A 17107-nucleotide genomic window follows, 5' to 3' on the forward strand; every position below is an offset into this window, starting at 1 on the left:
GCTGCTTTTGCCGTGGTGGTTCGGTTCTTGTAATTGCCGTCTTCTCGTTATCGATGACCGGGGTGTCGCTTACGGCTTGGCGACGAAGTAGCCGGCCTGATTGAGCTTGATCAGGCGGACGATGCCGGCCGGCACGATGCGCGCAGTGGGGTTAAGCGCCGGCTCGCGGCCGAGTTTCTTGCCCATGTTGGTAATGGTGTTCTTGCAAGCACTGAAGCGGACACCTTGGTCTGCAAGGGTGGCGATGCGGCCGGCCTGAGCGTTGTCCGCGAATAGCAGGCGAAGACCGGGGCCAAAGGCGACCACCTCGATGTCGACCCGATCCGGGCCATAGAACTTGAGCAAGTTCTGGGCGACGTTCAGCACCAACGTCTGCTTGAAGGGGTCGGGGTCGCTGATCTGTAGGACCACCCGGGCATCGGCGAACGGTTTTTCCTTGAGGACCTGGTCGACCGGGTCGGCCGGATCGTTCGCCTGGACGGTCCCTCCGATCGCCAGAGCGGCTAGGAGCACGGGCGCAAGCAGTGCGTTACGCAGTGCTTTCCGGGCAGCATGGGCCTGTTTCATGAAGGATTCTCTCCTCGTCTGGTCATGGATTGAGGTTGAAAGCCCCGGTCATCGCACGTCGTGACATACGGGCGATTTCGATCGGCCGGGTCTTAGGGGGGAGACGAGGGTGGGGGTGGGTTTATTCCCCCGTGATTGAAAGTTTTTCCCGGAACGGGCAAATGGCATCGAAGGTGGAATAAACTGCCGCGCAGATCCGTCTACCCCCTAGGCGAACAATCAAACAAAAAAGGGACTGCCCCGATTCGAGGGGTGGGAGAGTGAGGGCAAATGGAGTTGATCAAGTCTGCCTGCCGCGTCTTGACCTTCGGTCACCGTCTGGAACGGGCGCGGCCCCGGCTGTATCGCATCGCGTATGCCTGGACCCGGCATCCGGAGCTTGCGGACGACCTGACCCAGGATGTCCTGTATCGGGCCCTGCAGAAACGTCACCAGTTGCGGGACATGGAGGCATTGGAAGCCTGGCTGGTGCGCATCCTGCACGGTTTCTGGTGTGACCTGTTGCGGAAAAAGTACCCGGATGCGGAACTCGACGAGGTGGTCGATGATCCGGCCAATGCCCCCGATCGGATGCACAGCAGTTGGGAACTGGTGCAGAAAGTCCGCAACGCGGTGTCCTCGTTGCCGGTCGGCCAGCGTACCGTTCTGACCCTGGTCGATCTCGAAGGGTTTTCTTACCAGACGGTCGCTGAGCTGCTCGATCTGCCGATCGGCACCGTCATGAGCCGCCTTTGTCGGGGACGGCGGCAGTTGAAGCAGTTGTTGGCCGATCTGGCCGAGAGCGAGCTGGGCGTGGTTGATTCGGGCGACAAGCCCCGTCGGCACCTGCGGAGGGTGGTATGAGTACATCTGACTTGCATGAAGACGATCGGGAGCACGTGTCGGAGGAGGATCTGAACGCCTTCGTCGACAACCAGCTTGACGCGGAGTCCCGTCGGCGCGTGCGTCGGGCCATCCGTCGCCACCCGGAACTGGCCCAGGAGGTCTGCGATCTCGATCAGATGAAGGATTGGGTGCAGCAGGCCTATGCCGCGCCGCCGATGGTGCCGGATCGTTACGCCGGCCGTTCTCGACCTGGCGGTTGGCGTCGGGCTGTGGCCGCGAGTCTGCTCGTGGGGGCTGGGGTGATGATCGGCTGGCTGGCCAGTTCCGGGTTGCCGACTCCATCCACCGGCCCCGGCACCGTGGCGGAAGCGACGGCGGCGCTGAACGAAGAGACGGCGAAGCAGGACACGCGCATCATCCTGCATGTCGGATCGTCCGACCGTCAGACCTTCGACCAGGCTCTCGATACAGCGGAAAGTCTGCTTGCCAACGCCGACAATAACCCCAATTTTCACTTGCAGGTGTTGGCCAACTCGGGTGGGGTGAACCTCGTGCGGCAGAATGTGACACCGCATGCCCAGCGGATCGCCGCCATGTTGAGGGATCACCCCAACCTGGAATTCACCGCTTGCGGCCAGAGTCTCGCGCGCCTACAGCGTGAGGGGGAGGACGTCGCGGTACTGCCGAACGTGGAAGTGGTCGACACGGCCGTAAGCGAGGTGGTGCGTCGGATGCAGCGTGGCTGGACCTACATCCGTATCTGATCCTCGCTGTTTCGGCCGCATACAGGAAGGCCCGCCGAATGGCGGGCCTTTGTTATCGGTTCACCCCGGGCTTGAGCTAGCGCTGGTGACGTTCTTCCTCGCGGACCAGGGGTGCCCAGAACAGACGCAGGGCGCCGACCGGCACCGGCTCGCGCGCGTTGAGGAAGGGCTCGGCGGTGGTGACCAGCACCGGGTGGCGCTCGGTCATCTGCTGCATCCAGTGGATGTCGCGGTAGGAGAGGTAGTCGCCGCTGAAGTGGGCGGGCAGGGACACCCACTTAGCGATGGTCGCTGCCGGGGCGAGGGCCAGCCAGACGGCCATCGCGATCAGCGGCACGCCCACCCAGGGGTGGCCGTACTGGGCCGTGTCGGCCAGAAGCGACCATTGCAGCATGAAGAACGCGCCGGTGAGCGCGATCACGCTGGCGTAGATCCAGCGATGCTTGAGGGCGATCTCGTAGACGTCCACCAGCCGGGCGATCAGCTCGGGCTGGTAGTCGAATTCGTCGCGCAGGTCGAGGGACGGCTGGGTCATGCGGACTCCGGGGTTGGCGGTTCCGGCGGGGTGCCAGGCACCGCCGCCGTGATCGGGAATCCCTTCACCGGATGATAGTTGATGTCGTGGGTCAGGTCAGACCGGCAAGGCCGGCCGGGGTTCAGGTCGGTACGCGGTCGAACACCAGGAACTGGTAGGCGTAGGGGTTCTTGTCGTCCGGGTCGTGACGCGTGGCCTCGGTCAGTTCCCACTCGTCGGGGACGTAGACCGGGAAGTGCGCGTCGCCCGCGACTTCCACCTCGACCAGCGTGAGATACATCCGGTCGGCGCGGGGCAGGTACTGGTAGTAGATGTTCGCCCCGCCCATCACCATGGCTTCCTCGCTCTCGTCGAGGTGTTTCTCCGCCTCGGCGAGCGCGGCGTTGAGCGTGTGCACCACGATCACGCCGTCGGCGGCGAAGTCCTCGTCGCGGGTGACCACGATGTTGGTGCGGCCGGGCAGCGGCTTGCCGATCGACTCGAAGGTCTTGCGCCCCATGATCAGGGGCTTGCCCATGGTCAACTGCTTGAAGTGCTTGAGATCGGCCGGCAGCCGCCAGGGAAGCTGGTTGTTGCGACCGATGACCTGGTTGCGGGCCATCGCGGCGATGAGACTGACGCGCATGCGGTTTCCTGCCTTGCGGCATGGTGGTTGAACGGGATCAACCCAGCAGTCTAGCCCAAACGCGGGGGTGGTTCACGTCAATGCGCTCGTCTTGACGCGCCGCCGTCGTCGTTAGCAGGTCAACCGTCGTTAGACGGCGACCTTGGCCTTGATGTGCGGGTGCGGGTCGTAATCGACCAGTTCGAAGTCCTCGAAGACGAAGTCGTCGATGGTGCGCCGCGTCGGGTTGATGCGCATGGTCGGCAGTGATCGCGGCTCACGGGTGAGCTGCTCGCGTGCCTGGTCGAGATGGTTGTGGTAGAGGTGGGCATCGCCCAGCGTGTGGACGAACTCGCCCGGCTCGAGATCACAGACCTGCGCGACCATCATGGTCAGCAGGGCGTAGCTTGCGATATTGAACGGCACGCCAAGGAAGATGTCCGCGCTGCGCTGATAGAGCTGGCAGGAGAGCCTGCCGTTGGCCACGTAGAACTGGAACAGGAGATGGCAGGGCGGCAGGGCCATCTCGGGCACGTCGGCCGGGTTCCAGGCCGTGACGATCAGCCGGCGCGAGTCCGGATTGCTCTTGATCTGCTCGATCACCTGGCCGAGCTGGTCGATGGTGCCGCCGTCGCGGTCAGGCCAGGAGCGCCACTGCGCGCCGTAGACCGGGCCCAGGTCGCCGTTCTCGTCGGCCCACTCGTTCCAGATGCGCACCCCGTTGTCCTGCAGGTAGCGCACGTTGGTATCGCCACTGATGAACCACAGCAGCTCGTGGATGATTGAGCGCAGGTGCAGCTTCTTGGTGGTCAGTGCCGGGAAGCCTGCCGAGAGGTCGAAGCGCATCTGGTGGCCGAAGACGCTGCGCGTGCCGGTGCCGGTGCGGTCGTCGCGGTCCACGCCGTTATCGAGGACGCGCTGCATCAGGTCGAGATAGGCCTTCATTCGGAACTCGTGGTCGGTTGGGTGTGAGCGGGGCGGTCCATGATACCGCGGCGATAGGCCCAAGCCAGCAGGGCGATCCCGGCGACGATCATGGGGGCGGAAAGCAGGTGGCCCATGGTCAGCCAGCCGCCGGCAAGGTAGCCGATGTGCGCATCCGGCTCGCGCACGAACTCCACCGCGAAGCGGAACACGCCGTAGCCGAGCAGGAACAGCCCGGAGACCGCCATGCGCGGCCGTGGCTTCATCGAGAACACCCACAGCAGGACGAACAGCACCAGCCCCTCGAGGAAGGCCTCGTAGAGCATCGACGGGTGGCGCGGCTCGGGGCCGGCTCCCGGGAAGACCATGCCCCACGGCAGGCTGGTGGGGCTGCCCCACAGCTCGGCGTTGATGAAGTTGCCGATCCGGCCGAAGAACAGGCCGATGGGCACCAGCGGGGCGATGAAGTCGGTGACCGTGAAGAACGCCAGGCCCTGCCGGCGTGCGTAGAGGCCCATGGCCACCAGCACGCCCAGTAGCCCGCCATGAAAGCTCATGCCGCCGTCCCAGAGCGCGAACAGGCTCAACGGCGAGTCGATCAGCATGCCCGGCTGGTAGAAGAGCATGTAGCCGACGCGTCCGCCGACGATCACGCCCAGCGCCCCGTAGAAGAGGAGGTCGTCGACCTGCACCGGGCTGACCGGCCAGTCGGGGCGACGGGCGCGCAGGCGGGCCAGCGCCCAGGCGCCGGCGAAGCCGAACAGGTACATCAGCCCGTACCAGTGGATGGCCAGCGGGCCGATCTGCAGGGCGATGGGGTCGATGGCGGGGTAATCCATGGGCAACGCGGTTCCGCGGTTGTGAATCCGCTGGGAGTCTACCAGTATCCGTGGGAAGGTCTGCACGAAAGCCATGCCGCTCAAGACACGCCCGGCGGGGCCTGGCGAGTCGCCCGTGCTCGGCGTTGCGATGTCTTGACGTGGCCACCGGCACGCCCGCGACATCGCGCCTTGATCACGAACGACTCGCCAAGCCTTCAGGGGCATGGCTTTCGTGCAGACCTTCCTTAACCACCCACCTCACGATCAGGGGCACCGGATGACCAATCCCCGCATGCTCGAATCGACGAGTCCGTACCTCCAGGCCCATGCCGACAACCCGGTCGAGTGGTATGCCTGGACCGACGAGGCGCTCGCCCGTGCCCGCGACGAGGATCGTCCGATCCTGCTGTCGATCGGTTATGCCGCCTGTCACTGGTGTCACGTGATGGCGCGCGAGAGCTTCTCGAACCCCGAGATCGCGGCGGTGATGAACCGGCATTTCGTCAACATCAAGGTCGATCGCGAGGAACGTCCCGATCTCGACAAGACCTTCCAGACGGCCCACGCGCTCCTGAATCAGCGCGGTGGCGGCTGGCCGCTGACCGCGTTTCTCAACCCGGACGACCTGACCCCGTTCTTTATCGGTACCTATTTCCCGGCCGAGCCGCGCTTCGGCATGCCCGGCTTTGCCGACCTGCTCGAGCGGGTGCGCCGTGTCTACCGGGAAAAGCGCGAGCAGACGCGCGAGCAGGGCGTGGCGGTGCATCGAGCCTTGAGCGCCACCCCGCCGGGCAGTGACCAGCTGCCGCCGGTCGCGATCGCCGATGCCGCCCGTGCCCGCCTCGAGGAGGCGCTGGACGAGGAGCACGGCGGCCTGGGCGGCGCGCCGAAATTCCCGCAATTGCCGATGCTCGATTTTCTCATCGACGAGGCCGCCGCCCGGGGTGCGGACGGAAACGGGCGACTGGAGCACGCCGTGGCCGCCCTGTTGGACGGCGGGCTCTTCGACCACCTCGACGGTGGCATTTTCCGCTACTGCGTCGATGTCGACTGGAGCATCCCGCACTTCGAGAAAATGCTGGTGGATAATGCGCAATTGCCCGACACCCTGTCGCGCTTTGCCCTGCTGGCGCCGGATGACACCGAACGCCGGACCGTGATCGAATCGCTGCTCGAACGCGGCATCGATCATTTCCTCGACCGCCTGCGCCTGGCCGACGGCACATTCGCCGCGAGCCTGGATGCCGACACCCCGGGCGAGACTGGGGGTGAGGAGGGTGCCACCTACCTGTGGACGCCCGACGAGGCGCGCGAGGTGCTGGAATCGGCCGGAGTCGATCGCGCCGCCATCGAGGGCTTCCTGGACGAGTACGGGCTCGAGCACCCGGCGAATTTCGAGGGCAAGTGGCATCTGGCGGCCGTACGTCGTGCCAAACGCGTTGGGGCGGTGCGTCCGCTGGCCGAGGCGATTCGTGGTCCCTTGCTGGCACGCCGCGACACCCGTCCCCAGCCCAGGCGTGACGACAAGTCCCTGTTGGGGTTAAACGCCCTGCTGGCCACCGGGTTGATACGGGCCGGCAATCGACTCGGACGGGACGATTGGGCCACCCGTGGACTTGATCTCCTTGATCGACTGGTGCCGACGGTTACGGTCGTGGCGGACCTGCCGACCGGGCATCTCGACGGTCGCCCGTCGGTGCCCGCCTTTCTCGACGATCTCGCCTTGCTGCTCGAGGCCGAGACCGAGGCCTTCTTCCGCGTGCCCGACGTCGACCGGCTGGCCCGCATCGAGGAGATCATCGACACCATCACCGAGCGTTTCGCCGATCCCAGCGGCGCCTTCCGGCTCAGTCACCCGGGCCACGGCGCACTGGTGGCGGGGCTGGTGGTGTTCACGGACGATGCCCAGCCGGCCGGAAACGCGGTGTTCGCCGACGCGCTCACCCGGCTTGGATATGTCCTGGGGCGGACCGATTGGCTGGAGCGGGCCGAGGGCATCTTCCGGGCGGCGGCCGGCTCGATCGAGCGGGCCCCCCAGGTGCATACCCGCCTGCTCGCCGCCCTGCGGCGCTTCCACCAGCCGGGCACGGCGGTGGTGATCAAGGCCCAGGACATGGCCGCCTGGCAGCAGGCGATCGGTGAACTGCGCGCCCGTGGCGTGGCGGTGATCGCCACCGGCAGCGACGAGGTGCTGGCCGACAAGCCGCTGCCGGAGACCGGCTCGGGGCTGGCCTACGTGTGTCGCGGCACCGCCTGTCTGCCGCCGGAGTCCGACCCCGAAGGCCTGCTCCGGCAGTTTCGCTAACCCCGCAGGCGGCGGCGCCGTTCGTCTCCCGAGTGTCATCCCGTCATCGGATCGACATCGTCCCGTCACGATGTTGCCAACTCCCCTGCCCACCCTTGGTGGAGTCGATACCGTCAGGGGAGACCAACCATGCAGCGAGACCAGGCAAACCGGCGTGGCCGGTTGAATCAGTCGGCGGGGCTCTCGGTGGCCTTCGCGACCACGACCGCCGAGCGCGAGGCCTGTTACCGATTGCGCTACCGGGTGTTCGTCGAGGAGATGGGCGCGGCGATCCCGACCGGACACGGCGGCCTGGAGCGCGATGCCTTCGATCCGCACTGCCACCACTTGGCGGTGCGTAATGCCGAGGGCGAGATCGTTGCCTGCACCCGGGTGCTGACCGATACCCAGGCCTGCCTGACCGGCGGGTTCTACTCCGAGCAGGAGTTCGATCTGGGCGGGATTCGCAAACTGCCCGGCCGGGTCATGGAGATCGGGCGGACCTGTGTCGATCCGGAGTGGCGGCGGGGCGGCACCATCGCCGCGCTCTGGGCGGGGCTGGCCCGCTTCATGGCGGACAACCGGTTTGCCTATCTGATCGGCTGCGCGTCGATCCCGATGGATGATGGTGGGGCGACGGCCCGTGCGATCACGGACAGCCTGATCGCCCGCCACCTGGCGCCCGCGGACCGACGGGTCCGGCCGCGTCGCCCCTTGCCGGCCGCAAGCCCCGCCTCGAACACGACATCAACGCGACTGCCGCCCCTGTTGAAGGCCTACATGCGACTGGGTGCGACGGTCGGTGGCGAGCCGTGCTGGGACCCGGCGTTCGGTTGCGCCGACCTGTTCATCCTGCTGGAGAGTGCGGACCTGCAGTCGCGCTATCTGCGCCACTTCGTCGAGCGACGTCGGGCGCCCGAGCCGCGATCGGCCGGGACGCACATCGCAGCCTGACGGTCAGTCCTCGGGCTGGCGTTCGTTGCAGTAGGGGGCGAGTTCGTCGACCAGTGCCTCGAGGCCGAGACGGATCTCGCGCAGGTCCAGCTGGCGACCGGCGGGGAGGGGGGCTTCCGCGGGGGGCGCGGACGGCACGGTGTCGTTCCCGGCCTCGCCCTGCGGGTCGAGCGCCAGCAGGTTGCCGCCGCTCTGGCTGATGCGCTCGCGCATGTCGCGCACGGCTTCCAGCGCACTCGAGGACTCGCGCGAGGAGGCCTTGGGCAGGGCGGCGAGTTGCTGGCGGGCGCCGGCAATGGTGAAGCCCTGGTCGTAGAGCAGGGTGCGGATCAGGCGGATCAGCTCGATGTCGTGGCGTTGGTAGTAGCGGCGGTTTCCGCGGCGCTTGATCGGCTTGAGCGGTTCGAATTCCTGCTCCCAGTAACGCAGCACGTGCGACTTGACGTCGCACAGCTGGCCGACTTCCCCGATGGTGAAGTACCGCTTGCTCGGGATCGGCGGGAAGGTGAATTCAGTCTTGCTCTGGGCCGTCATAGGCTTCCACCAGCGACTTGAGTTTCTGGCCGGCGCGGAAGGTCACCACCCGGCGGGCGGTGACGGGAATCATCTCCCCGGTGCGCGGGTTGCGCCCGGGGCGTTCGTTCTTGTCCCGCAGCTGGAAATTGCCGAAGCCGGAGAGCTTGATGTCCTCGCCCGATTCCAGCACCTGTCGCATCTCCTCGAAGAAGAGATCGACGAAGTCCTTGGCCTCACGCTTGTTGAGGCCAAGTTCGTTGTGCAGCGTTTCTACCAGATCCGCTTTCGTAAGAGCCATGTAAATCGGTTCCCGGGTTCAAGTCAACCGCGCAGCTCGACGTCGTGCTGGCGGAGGTGTTCGAGTATGTGGTTGATTGTATCGGTAATTTCGTCGTCGGTGAGGGTGCGCTCGTCATTCTGGAACACGAGCTTCACCGCGAGCGACTGCTTGCCCTCGGCCACGCCTTCGCCGACATAGCGGTCGAACGGCTCCACGTCGCGCAGGAACTCGCCACCGGCCGCGCGGATCGCGGCCGACAGGTCGCGGAACGCGAGCGAGGTTGGCGTGACCAGCGCGAGGTCCCGGCGGATGCGCGGGAACTTCGACAGCGGCGCGCTCTGCGGCAACGGCCGGGCGTCGATGCCGGCGAGCGACAGACGGGCGACGAAGACCGAGCCCTTGAGGTCGAAGGCCTTGAGCGTCTCGGGGTGCAGCGCACCGATCTCGCCCACGGCGTGACCGTCGACGAGGATTTCCGCGGACTGGCCGGGATGCAGCGCCGGGTGTTCGCAGGCTCGGAAGGCCAGCGCCTCGGCCAGGCCCAGGCCCTCGAGCAGGTCCTCGAGATCGCCCTTGATGTCGTAGAAGTCGACCGTGCGGGTCGCCTGGCCCCACTGCTCGGGGGCGGCGTGGCCGGCGGCGACGAAGGCCAGCTCGCCGGTTTCGCGCGCGGTCGCGGCGGTCGAGCCGGCGAAGCGGTGGCCGGTCTCGAACAGGCGAATGGCCGGCTGCTGGCGCTTCTGGTTGTGGGCCACGGCCTCCAGCAGGCCCGGCCACAGGCTCTGGCGCATTGCCGCCATCTGCGAGGCGATCGGGTTGGCCAGCTCGATCGGCGGGCTGTCGGGGGTGATCACCGCATCCAGTTCGCGGTCGACGAAGCTGTAGGTGATCGCCTCGAAGTAGCCGCGGTCGGCCATCAGGTCGCCGATGCGCGTGGTGGTGTTGTCAGTGGCCGCCGGCAGCCCGATCTCCGGGGTCATGCGGGTGATCGGCGCGCGGAACTCGTCGTAGCCGATCAGGCGCGCCAGCTCCTCGAGCAGGTCCTCGGGAATGGCGAGATCGAAGCGGCGGGTCGGCGGCACCACGCTGAGCACGTTGCCGTCAGTGGTCACCTCGCAGCCCAGCCGGGTCAGGAGATCGGCAGCGCGGTCGGTCGCCACCGGCAGACCCAGGCGGCGCTCGGCCCAGTCCATGTCCAGGGTGATGGCCGCCGGGGCGGACAGCTCGCGGCCGCCGGTCGCCTCGACCACCGGCCCGGCCTGGCCGCCGAGCAGTTCGGTGATCAGCTGGGCGGCGCGGTCGATCGCCTGGCGCGGCAGGCTCGGGTCGACGCCGCGCTCGAAGCGGAAGGCCGCATCGGTGGACAGACCGAAGCGCCGGGCGCGGCCGGCGACCGCCTCGGGGGTGAAGTGGGCCGACTCGAGCACGATGCGCCGGGTCTCGCCGGACACGCCCGAGGGCTGGCTGCCGATGATGCCGGCCAGCGCGATCGGGTTGGCGGCATCGGCCACCACCAGGCAGTCGTCCTCGAGGGTCAGCTCCTGCTCGTTGAGGCCCACCATTTTCTCGCCGGCCTTGGCCCAGCGCACGCGGATATCGCCGTCGAGCCGGTCGGCATCGAAGGCGTGCATCGGCTGGCCGGTCTCGAGCATGACGTAGTTCAGGAGATCGACGATCGGCTCGACGGTCGAGACGCCGGCGCGGCGCAGGCGCTCGGCAATCATCATGTCGGTCTCGCCGCGGGCCGGGATGGCCTCGATCACCTGGGTGAGGTAGACCGGGCAGGCATCGGCCGCCTCGATGCCTGCCGCGCGGGTCGATGTGACGCTCGCCGCCGGGGCGCGGGTCTCGGGGGAGGCGAGCTTGGCGTCGAACAGGGCGCTGCATTCCTGGGCCAGGCCGGCGATCGACAGCACGTCACCGCGGTTGGGGGTGATGCCGAGCTCGATCACGGCATCGTCGAGATCCAGCCATTCGCGCAGGTCACGGCCCACCGGGGCGTCGTCCGGCAGCTCCAGCAAGCCGTCGCGGGCGCTGGAAAGCCCCAGCTCGTCGGCGCCACAGAGCATGCCGTGGGACGGCTCGCCGCGCAGCTTCGCCTTCTTGATCTTCATGCCGTTGGGCAGGGTGGCGCCCACCCGGGCCAGCGGGGCCTTGAGGCCTTCGCGGACATTGGGCGCGCCGCAGACGACCTGCCAGGTGGTCTCGCCGTCGAACACCTCGGTGACGCGCAGCTTGTCGGCGTCCGGGTGCGGGCGCACGCTCTTGACCTCGGCGACGACGACGTTGTCGAAGGCCGGGGCGGCCGGTTCGATGGCGTCGACCTCGAGCCCGGCCATGGTCAGACGGTGGGCGAGCTCGTCGGTGTCGACCTGCGGGTCAATCCAGGTTCTCAGCCAGTTCTCGGAAAAAAGCATCGGGTGTCAGGTCCTCGGGCCTTGGTCCGGTCGGCCGCCGCGACGATGCGGGGCCGGGCACAAATCGGTGGGTCGGCCGGTCACGCCGGCGCGACGGGAATCGGGTTTACTGGAATTGGCGCAAGAAGCGCAGGTCGTTCTCGAAGAACGCGCGCAGGTCGTCGACCCCGTAGCGGAGCATCGCCAGGCGCTCGACGCCCATGCCGATGGCAAAGCCGCTTACCTCGGCCGGGTCGAGACCTACCGAACGCAGCACATTGGGGTGGACCATGCCGGCACCCAGCACCTCGATCCAGCCGGTCTTCTTGCACACGCGACAGCCCTCGCCACCGCAGTGGACGCACTGGATGTCGACTTCCGCGGACGGTTCGGTGAACGGGAAGAACGACGGGCGCAGGCGGACGGCCAAGTCCTCGCGCTCGAACAGGGCGGCGAGGAAGGTCTCCAGCGTGGCGCGCAGGTCGGTGAAGCGCACGTTCTCGTCGAGGTAGAGCACCTCGATCTGGTGGAACATCGGCGAGTGCGTCATGTCCGAGTCGCAGCGGTAGACGCGCCCGGGGGCGATCACCTTCAGCGGCGGCTTGGTCTCCTGCATGGCGCGGATCTGCACCGGCGAGGTGTGGGTACGCAGCAGGTGGTTGGCGTCGAAGTAGAAGGTGTCGTGCATCGCCCGGGCCGGGTGGCTCTCGGGGATGTTCAGGGCGGTGAAGTTGTGCCAGTCGTCTTCGATCTCCGGGCCCTCGGCGACGCGAAAGCCCATCGCCTGGAAGATGGCGGAGACGCGCTCGGTGATCTGGGTGACCGGGTGCTTGGCACCGGGCGGGCGGCGCCGGCCGGGCAGGGTGACGTCGATGGTCTCGGCAGCGAGCTTGGCCTTGAGCGCCTCGGCCTGCAGTGTCTCGCGGCGGCCCTTGAGTGCGCCGATGACGCGATCCTTGACCGCGTTGATGGCTGCGCCCTGGGTCTTGCGCTCCTCGGGGTCGAGCTGGCCCAGGGTCTTCATCTGGGCCGTGATCGAGCCCTTCTTGCCGGTGTATTCCACCCGCAGGGCCTCGAGCGCGTCGAGGCTGTCGGCCGACTCGATGCGCGCCAGTGCGTCTTTCTCCAAGGTGTCCAGGGAGTTGCTCACTGCGAAAACGCTCCTTCCAGTTGCTTTGCCACCCTTTGCCAGAGGCCGCGCGAACCGGCGTCTGGCAAAGGGCGTTATTGTGGCCTAAAGCCCAGTAAAATCAATGCCTTCAACGAAAAAAGGCGCCACGGGGCGCCTTCGAGAAGAACGGGATGGGGCGGCGAATGGCCGCCCGCTTCCGAGACTGATCGAAATCAGCCGGCCAGGGCGGCCTTCGCCTTCTCGGCCAGGGCGGCAAAGCCCGGCTTGTCGTGCACCGCGATGTCGGCGAGGACCTTGCGGTCGACCTCGACGTTGGCCTTGTTCAGGCCATCGATCATCCGGCTGTAGGACAGGCCGTTGTTGCGCGCCTCGGCGTTGATACGGGCAATCCACAGGCCGCGGAACACGCGCTTCTTCGCGCGACGGTCACGATAGGCGTACTGACCCGCCTTGATGACCGCCTGCTTGGCGGAGCGGTAGGTACGCGAACGGGCACCGTAGTAGCCCTTGGCCTTGTTCAGGACCTTCTTGTGCTTGGCATGGGCGGTTACGCCACGCTTGACTCGTGCCATGGTCTATCTCCTCACTTCTTGCCGTAGGGCATCATGCGCTCGACGAGCTGGACGTCGGCCTCGTGGACGTAGGCCGGCGAACCGAGCTGACGCTTCCGCTTCGACGATTTCTTCGTGAGGATGTGACGCAGGTGCGACTGACGACGCTTGACGCCGCCCGCGGTGATCTTGAACCGCTTCGCAGCCCCGCGATTAGTCTTGATCTTGGGCATGATCAACTCCAGTTCCGATTTGTTTTTGGATATCCGGCCACGTCGGAGTGGTTAACGTGCGCGGACGACTTGGCTCATTTTCCGGCCCCCCGGAAGCCAGAGCAGCCCGGGGCCAAAAAAGAGCGCCGAATCATACTCCTTTTGCCGCGTGCTTGGCAAGGCCATGGGGCGGACAAGCCGCCCTGCGTACCGGGAACTACCGGTGATACTCGCCGGCGCGCTCGGGCTGGAACAGTACTTCCTCGATGCGTACCTGCAACGTGCCGCCGCCCGGGCGCGGCCATTCCATCTCGTCGCCTTCCGACAAGCCGATCAGGGCACTGCCGATCGGGGCGAGGATCGAGATGGTGCCGCCTTCCGGGGCGACGTCGCGCGGGTAGACCAGCGTGAGGCGGAACTCTTCGTCCGAGGAGGTCACGCGAAAGCGCACCGTGGAGTTCATGGTGACCGTGTCGGGCGGGATCTCGTGCGGGTCGACCACGTCGGCGCGATCGAGCTCCCGGGCGAGATCCGCCTTGCCCGGGAAGGCGTCGGCCGGGGTCTGGTCGAGCAGCTTTTCCAGACGTTCCAGATCGAGTTCGGTGATGACGATGCGTGGCTTGTCCATGTCGGTCGTTCCCCAACGGATGCCGCCCGCGAAAAAGCGGGGGGTGATGTAAAAAAACCCCGCCAGAAAGGGCGGGGTCGATTCGGGCCGGTCGCTAAGGCGCGATCAGGCCGGCACTACTTGTTCGCTCGCGGGGCCATCACCATGGTGGCCTGGCGGCCTTCCATGCGCGGCTTTTGCTCGACGGTGGCCAGATCCGACAGGTCTTCCTCGATGCGGGAGAGCAACTCGGCACCGAGGTCCCGGTGGGCCATCTCTCGACCGCGGAAGCGCAGGGTGACCTTGACCTTGTCGCCGGATTCCAAGAAGCGGGTCGCGTTGCGCAGCTTGACCTGGTAGTCGTGATCTTCCGTGCCGGGACGGAACTTCACTTCCTTGACCTCGATCTGCTTCTGCTTCTTGCGCGCCTCGGCCGCCTTCTTGCTCTGCTGATACTTGAACTTGCCGAAGTCCATGATCTTGCAGACCGGCGGCTTGGCGGTGGGGGAGACCTCTACCAGGTCCATCCCGGCCGCGGCAGCGCGTTCCTTTGCCTCGTCCGTGTCGACGACACCAACCTGTTCACCGTTCTCGTCGACGAGTCGGACTTCCCGAATAGTGATCTGGTCATTGATCCTCGGGTCGTCGCTTTTGGCTGGACCCTTTCCGCGTTGTTGAGCGATGTTCGTACCCTCCAATCAGGTTTGAACGGAAATAGTACCCCAGAGCGGGGCGCTCCGGGAGGTTTGGCGAAAAATTAGCACACAAGTCGCAGTCGTTGCCAACCGCGGCCCGCCATTTTTCGCGCTTACTTGTGCTCGGCGACCTCGCCCTTGAGTCGGTCGATCAGCTCGTCGACCTTGATCGAGCCGAGATCCTCGCCCGAGCGGGTGCGCACGGACACTGAGTCGGCGTCGATCTCGCGGTCGCCGGCGACCAGCAGGTACGGCACGCGCTCAAGGGTGTGCTCGCGGATCTTGAAGCCGACCTTCTCGTTGCGGAGATCCGCTTGCGCGCGCAGGCCCGCGGCCTTGAGGCGCTCGGCGACGGCATCGACGTATTCGGCGTGCTTGTCGGTGATGCCCATGGTCACGGCCTGCACCGGGGCGAGCCACGTCGGCATCTGGCCGGCGTGGTGCTCGATCAGGATGCCGATAAAGCGCTCCATCGAGCCGACGATCGCCCGGTGCAGCATGACCGGATGCTTGCGCTCGCTGTGCTCGTCGACGTAGGTCGCGCCCAGGCGCTCGGGCATCATGAAATCCACCTGGATGGTGCCCAGCTGCCAGGTCCGACCGATGGCATCCGACAGGTGATATTCGATCTTCGGCCCGTAGAAGGCGCCTTCGCCCGGCAGTTCTTCCCACTCCACGTTGGCGGCACGCAGGGCCGAACGCAGGGCTTCTTCCGCCTCGTCCCAGACCTCGTCGGCGCCCATGCGCTTTTCCGGGCGGGTGGCGATCTTCACCTGCACGTCCGAGAAACCGAAGGTGTCGTAGACCTCCAGTGCCTGGCCGTGGAAGGCGCGCACTTCCGGCTCGATCTGCTTTTCGGTGCAGAAGATGTGGCCGTCGTCCTGGGTAAAGCCGCGTACGCGCAGGATGCCGTGCAGCGCGCCCGAGGGCTCGTTGCGGTGGCAGGAGCCGAACTCGCCGTAACGGATCGGCAGGTCACGGTAGGAGTGCAGGCCGTGATTGAACACCTGGACGTGGCCCGGACAGTTCATCGGCTTGACCGCGTAGGTGCGCTTCTCCGACTCGGTGAAGAACATGTTTTCCTGGTAGTTGTCCCAGTGGCCCGACTTCTTCCACAGGGACACGTCCAGGATCTGCGGGCACTTGATCTCCGCGTAGCCCGAGCGCTTGTAGACATCGCGCATGTAGGACTCGATCACCTGCCAGATCGCCCAGCCGCGCGGATGCCAGAACACCAGGCCCGGCGCCTCGTCCTGGAAGTGGAACAGGTCCAGCTGCTTGCCCAGGCGGCGGTGGTCGCGCTTCTCGGCCTCTTCGCGCTGCTTCAGGTAGCGCTTCAATTCCTTTTCGCTGGCGAAGGCCGTGCCGTAGACGCGGGTGAGCATCTCGTTGTCCGAATCGCCGCGCCAGTAGGCACCGGCGACCTTCAGCAGCTTGAAGGCCTTGAGCTTGTTGGTGTGCGGTACGTGCGGGCCGCGGCAGAGATCGGTGAAATCGCCCTGGGTGTAGAGCGTGAGCTGTTCCTCGCCCGGGATGTCCTTGATGATCTCGACCTTGTAGTCCTCGCCGAGGTCCTTGAAGAAGCGCACGGCGTCGTCGCGCTCGATCACGCGGCGCTCGAGCTCGTCGCCCTCGGCGGCCAGCTCGCGCATGCGGGTCTCGATCTTCTCCAGGTCCTCGTCGTTGAAGGGCCGGTCGAAGGCGAAGTCGTAGTAGAAGCCCTGGTCGATGACCGGGCCGATGGTGACCTGTGCCTCGGGGTAGAGCTGCTTGACCGCCTGCGCCATCAGGTGCGCCGTGGAGTGGCGGATGATCTCGACGCCCTCCTGGTCCTTCGCCGTGACGATGGCGATCTCGGCATCGTCCTCGACCGTGCGCGACAGGTCGACCAGCTTGCCGTCGATCTTGCCGGCAACGGCCGCCTTGGCCAGGCCCGGACCGATGTCGGCGGCGATCTCCATGAGCGAGACCGGGTGGTCGAACGTGCGCTGACTGCCGTCGGGTAGTGTGATAGTCGGCATGTGCCCTCCTGAGAAGCACTTGGGATGCCAGTGGCGGGCCCTACCAAAGCCCGCGTTTGCATCCGCGTGGGTCGAAGGGTGCGGACAGCCGGAACCGCCGTGGCGCACCCGCCATGGTGAGAAGTCGGCGGATGATACCAAAGCCGCCTGATCCGGTGCAGTCCGCCGTGTCGGCCGAGGCAAATCGGATCGAACGATCTCTCGTGGCCGATCGTCATCGGGCATCCCCCCAATCCCTGTTCGGATCGCGTCGTGGTGCGCAGGCCCTTCTGGCGCGCCGGTCGTCGTTCGGTCACGTCCAGCACGGCACAACGCGGAACGTGTGTCATGACGCCTGTTCCGGCGTGCTGCAAGCCCCTGATTAAACGCGGGTATTTTCTGTTCCGTTTTGTTCCTGTTCCGGTGGTTGGTCGCGCCGA

Annotated in this window: 17 protein-coding genes and 1 pseudogene; 4 read left to right on the forward strand and 14 right to left on the reverse strand. The window is 66.4% G+C overall.

Going from position 1 to position 17107, the window contains the following annotated elements; all coding sequences use genetic code 11:
- Positions 1 to 69: 69 nt before the first annotated feature.
- Complete coding sequence (locus FAZ79_RS00135) at positions 70 to 567, reverse strand: hypothetical protein (protein WP_136865899.1); 498 nt, start codon at positions 565 to 567, stop codon at positions 70 to 72.
- Between the two features lie 270 nt (positions 568 to 837).
- Between FAZ79_RS00135 and FAZ79_RS00140 the strand changes: the two genes are divergently transcribed.
- Both FAZ79_RS00140 and FAZ79_RS00145 read left to right on the forward strand, forming a co-directional pair.
- The gene (locus FAZ79_RS00140) at positions 838 to 1410 is read left to right on the forward strand and encodes an RNA polymerase sigma factor (protein ID WP_136865900.1); all 573 of its coding nucleotides are present in this window, start codon (positions 838 to 840) and stop codon (positions 1408 to 1410) included.
- Entirely contained in the window at positions 1407 to 2156 is a 750-nt protein-coding gene (locus FAZ79_RS00145; protein WP_136865901.1) for a hypothetical protein, read from the forward strand. Before FAZ79_RS00140 ends, FAZ79_RS00145 begins: the two co-directional genes overlap by 4 nt.
- A gap of 76 nt (positions 2157 to 2232) precedes the next feature.
- Here FAZ79_RS00145 and FAZ79_RS00150 read toward each other — a convergent pair whose 3' ends face one another.
- The 4 genes from FAZ79_RS00150 to lgt form a co-directional block, all read right to left on the reverse strand.
- The gene (locus FAZ79_RS00150; protein WP_136865902.1) at positions 2233 to 2691 is read right to left on the reverse strand and encodes a hypothetical protein; all 459 of its coding nucleotides are present in this window, start codon (positions 2689 to 2691) and stop codon (positions 2233 to 2235) included.
- Between the two features lie 121 nt (positions 2692 to 2812).
- The gene (gene folA / locus FAZ79_RS00155; protein WP_136865903.1) at positions 2813 to 3316 is read right to left on the reverse strand and encodes a type 3 dihydrofolate reductase; all 504 of its coding nucleotides are present in this window, start codon (positions 3314 to 3316) and stop codon (positions 2813 to 2815) included.
- 129 nt (positions 3317 to 3445) lie between these two features.
- Complete coding sequence (locus FAZ79_RS00160) at positions 3446 to 4240, reverse strand: thymidylate synthase (protein WP_136865904.1); 795 nt, start codon at positions 4238 to 4240, stop codon at positions 3446 to 3448.
- Positions 4237 to 5058, reverse strand: coding sequence for a prolipoprotein diacylglyceryl transferase (lgt, locus tag FAZ79_RS00165; RefSeq protein WP_136865905.1), 822 nt, complete (start codon positions 5056 to 5058; stop codon positions 4237 to 4239). Before lgt ends, FAZ79_RS00160 begins: the two co-directional genes overlap by 4 nt.
- Positions 5059 to 5317: 259 nt before the next feature.
- Here lgt and FAZ79_RS00170 point away from each other — a divergent pair, with 259 nt between their 5' ends.
- Positions 5318 to 7345 (forward strand): thioredoxin domain-containing protein, encoded by a 2028-nt coding sequence (locus FAZ79_RS00170; protein WP_169303493.1) that lies wholly within the window; start codon positions 5318 to 5320, stop codon positions 7343 to 7345.
- A 129-nt stretch (positions 7346 to 7474) separates the two neighbouring features.
- Positions 7475 to 8278, forward strand: coding sequence for a GNAT family N-acyltransferase (locus tag FAZ79_RS00175; RefSeq protein ID WP_136865907.1), 804 nt, complete (start codon positions 7475 to 7477; stop codon positions 8276 to 8278).
- Between the two features lie 270 nt (positions 8279 to 8548).
- On the opposite strand, the pseudogene FAZ79_RS11545 reads toward FAZ79_RS00175, so the two are convergent.
- The 9 genes and pseudogenes from FAZ79_RS11545 to thrS all read right to left on the reverse strand — a co-directional run.
- Positions 8549 to 8812 (reverse strand): annotated as a pseudogene (locus FAZ79_RS11545) (MerR family transcriptional regulator); the annotation flags it as partial.
- Positions 8790 to 9092, reverse strand: coding sequence for an integration host factor subunit alpha (locus FAZ79_RS00185; RefSeq protein ID WP_125198477.1), 303 nt, complete (start codon positions 9090 to 9092; stop codon positions 8790 to 8792). The pseudogene FAZ79_RS11545 and the gene FAZ79_RS00185, both read right to left, overlap by 23 nt.
- Before the next feature lie 23 nt (positions 9093 to 9115).
- Positions 9116 to 11491 carry a phenylalanine--tRNA ligase subunit beta gene (gene pheT / locus FAZ79_RS00190; protein WP_136865909.1) on the reverse strand — a complete coding sequence of 792 codons (2376 nt, stop codon included), beginning with the start codon at positions 11489 to 11491 and terminating at the stop codon, positions 9116 to 9118.
- Positions 11492 to 11597: 106 nt separating this feature from the next.
- Complete coding sequence (pheS, locus tag FAZ79_RS00195; protein ID WP_169303494.1) at positions 11598 to 12620, reverse strand: phenylalanine--tRNA ligase subunit alpha; 1023 nt, start codon at positions 12618 to 12620, stop codon at positions 11598 to 11600.
- 194 nt (positions 12621 to 12814) lie between these two features.
- Positions 12815 to 13174 carry a 50S ribosomal protein L20 gene (gene rplT / locus FAZ79_RS00200; protein WP_058575633.1) on the reverse strand — a complete coding sequence of 120 codons (360 nt, stop codon included), beginning with the start codon at positions 13172 to 13174 and terminating at the stop codon, positions 12815 to 12817.
- An 11-nt stretch (positions 13175 to 13185) separates the two neighbouring features.
- The gene (gene rpmI, locus FAZ79_RS00205; RefSeq protein WP_125198480.1) at positions 13186 to 13386 is read right to left on the reverse strand and encodes a 50S ribosomal protein L35; all 201 of its coding nucleotides are present in this window, start codon (positions 13384 to 13386) and stop codon (positions 13186 to 13188) included.
- A 196-nt stretch (positions 13387 to 13582) separates the two neighbouring features.
- The gene (rnk, locus tag FAZ79_RS00210) at positions 13583 to 13993 is read right to left on the reverse strand and encodes a nucleoside diphosphate kinase regulator (RefSeq protein ID WP_136865910.1); all 411 of its coding nucleotides are present in this window, start codon (positions 13991 to 13993) and stop codon (positions 13583 to 13585) included.
- A 116-nt stretch (positions 13994 to 14109) separates the two neighbouring features.
- On the reverse strand, positions 14110 to 14655 hold the full coding sequence (infC, locus tag FAZ79_RS00215; RefSeq protein WP_136866070.1) for a translation initiation factor IF-3: 546 nt from the start codon (positions 14653 to 14655) through the stop codon (positions 14110 to 14112).
- 125 nt (positions 14656 to 14780) lie between these two features.
- Positions 14781 to 16688 (reverse strand): threonine--tRNA ligase, encoded by a 1908-nt coding sequence (gene thrS, locus FAZ79_RS00220; protein ID WP_136865911.1) that lies wholly within the window; start codon positions 16686 to 16688, stop codon positions 14781 to 14783.
- Positions 16689 to 17107: the final 419 nt, after the last annotated feature.

Origin of the sequence: Guyparkeria sp. SB14A (assembly GCF_005096345.1) — a bacterium.
Lineage (GTDB): Bacteria > Pseudomonadota > Gammaproteobacteria > Halothiobacillales > Halothiobacillaceae > Guyparkeria > Guyparkeria hydrothermalis.

Coding starts and splice junctions, on each gene's coding strand:
- FAZ79_RS00135 (WP_136865899.1), bottom strand. CDS start 567: ATGAAACAGGCCCATGCTGCCCGGAAAGCACTGCGTAACGCACTGCTT.
- FAZ79_RS00140 (WP_136865900.1), top strand. CDS start 838: ATGGAGTTGATCAAGTCTGCCTGCCGCGTCTTGACCTTCGGTCACCGT.
- FAZ79_RS00145 (WP_136865901.1), top strand. CDS start 1,407: ATGAGTACATCTGACTTGCATGAAGACGATCGGGAGCACGTGTCGGAG.
- FAZ79_RS00150 (WP_136865902.1), bottom strand. CDS start 2,691: ATGACCCAGCCGTCCCTCGACCTGCGCGACGAATTCGACTACCAGCCC.
- folA (WP_136865903.1), bottom strand. CDS start 3,316: ATGCGCGTCAGTCTCATCGCCGCGATGGCCCGCAACCAGGTCATCGGT.
- FAZ79_RS00160 (WP_136865904.1), bottom strand. CDS start 4,240: ATGAAGGCCTATCTCGACCTGATGCAGCGCGTCCTCGATAACGGCGTG.
- lgt (WP_136865905.1), bottom strand. CDS start 5,058: ATGGATTACCCCGCCATCGACCCCATCGCCCTGCAGATCGGCCCGCTG.
- FAZ79_RS00170 (WP_169303493.1), top strand. CDS start 5,318: ATGACCAATCCCCGCATGCTCGAATCGACGAGTCCGTACCTCCAGGCC.
- FAZ79_RS00175 (WP_136865907.1), top strand. CDS start 7,475: ATGCAGCGAGACCAGGCAAACCGGCGTGGCCGGTTGAATCAGTCGGCG.
- FAZ79_RS00185 (WP_125198477.1), bottom strand. CDS start 9,092: ATGGCTCTTACGAAAGCGGATCTGGTAGAAACGCTGCACAACGAACTT.
- pheT (WP_136865909.1), bottom strand. CDS start 11,491: ATGCTTTTTTCCGAGAACTGGCTGAGAACCTGGATTGACCCGCAGGTC.
- rplT (WP_058575633.1), bottom strand. CDS start 13,174: ATGGCACGAGTCAAGCGTGGCGTAACCGCCCATGCCAAGCACAAGAAG.
- rpmI (WP_125198480.1), bottom strand. CDS start 13,386: ATGCCCAAGATCAAGACTAATCGCGGGGCTGCGAAGCGGTTCAAGATC.
- rnk (WP_136865910.1), bottom strand. CDS start 13,993: ATGGACAAGCCACGCATCGTCATCACCGAACTCGATCTGGAACGTCTG.
- thrS (WP_136865911.1), bottom strand. CDS start 16,688: ATGCCGACTATCACACTACCCGACGGCAGTCAGCGCACGTTCGACCAC.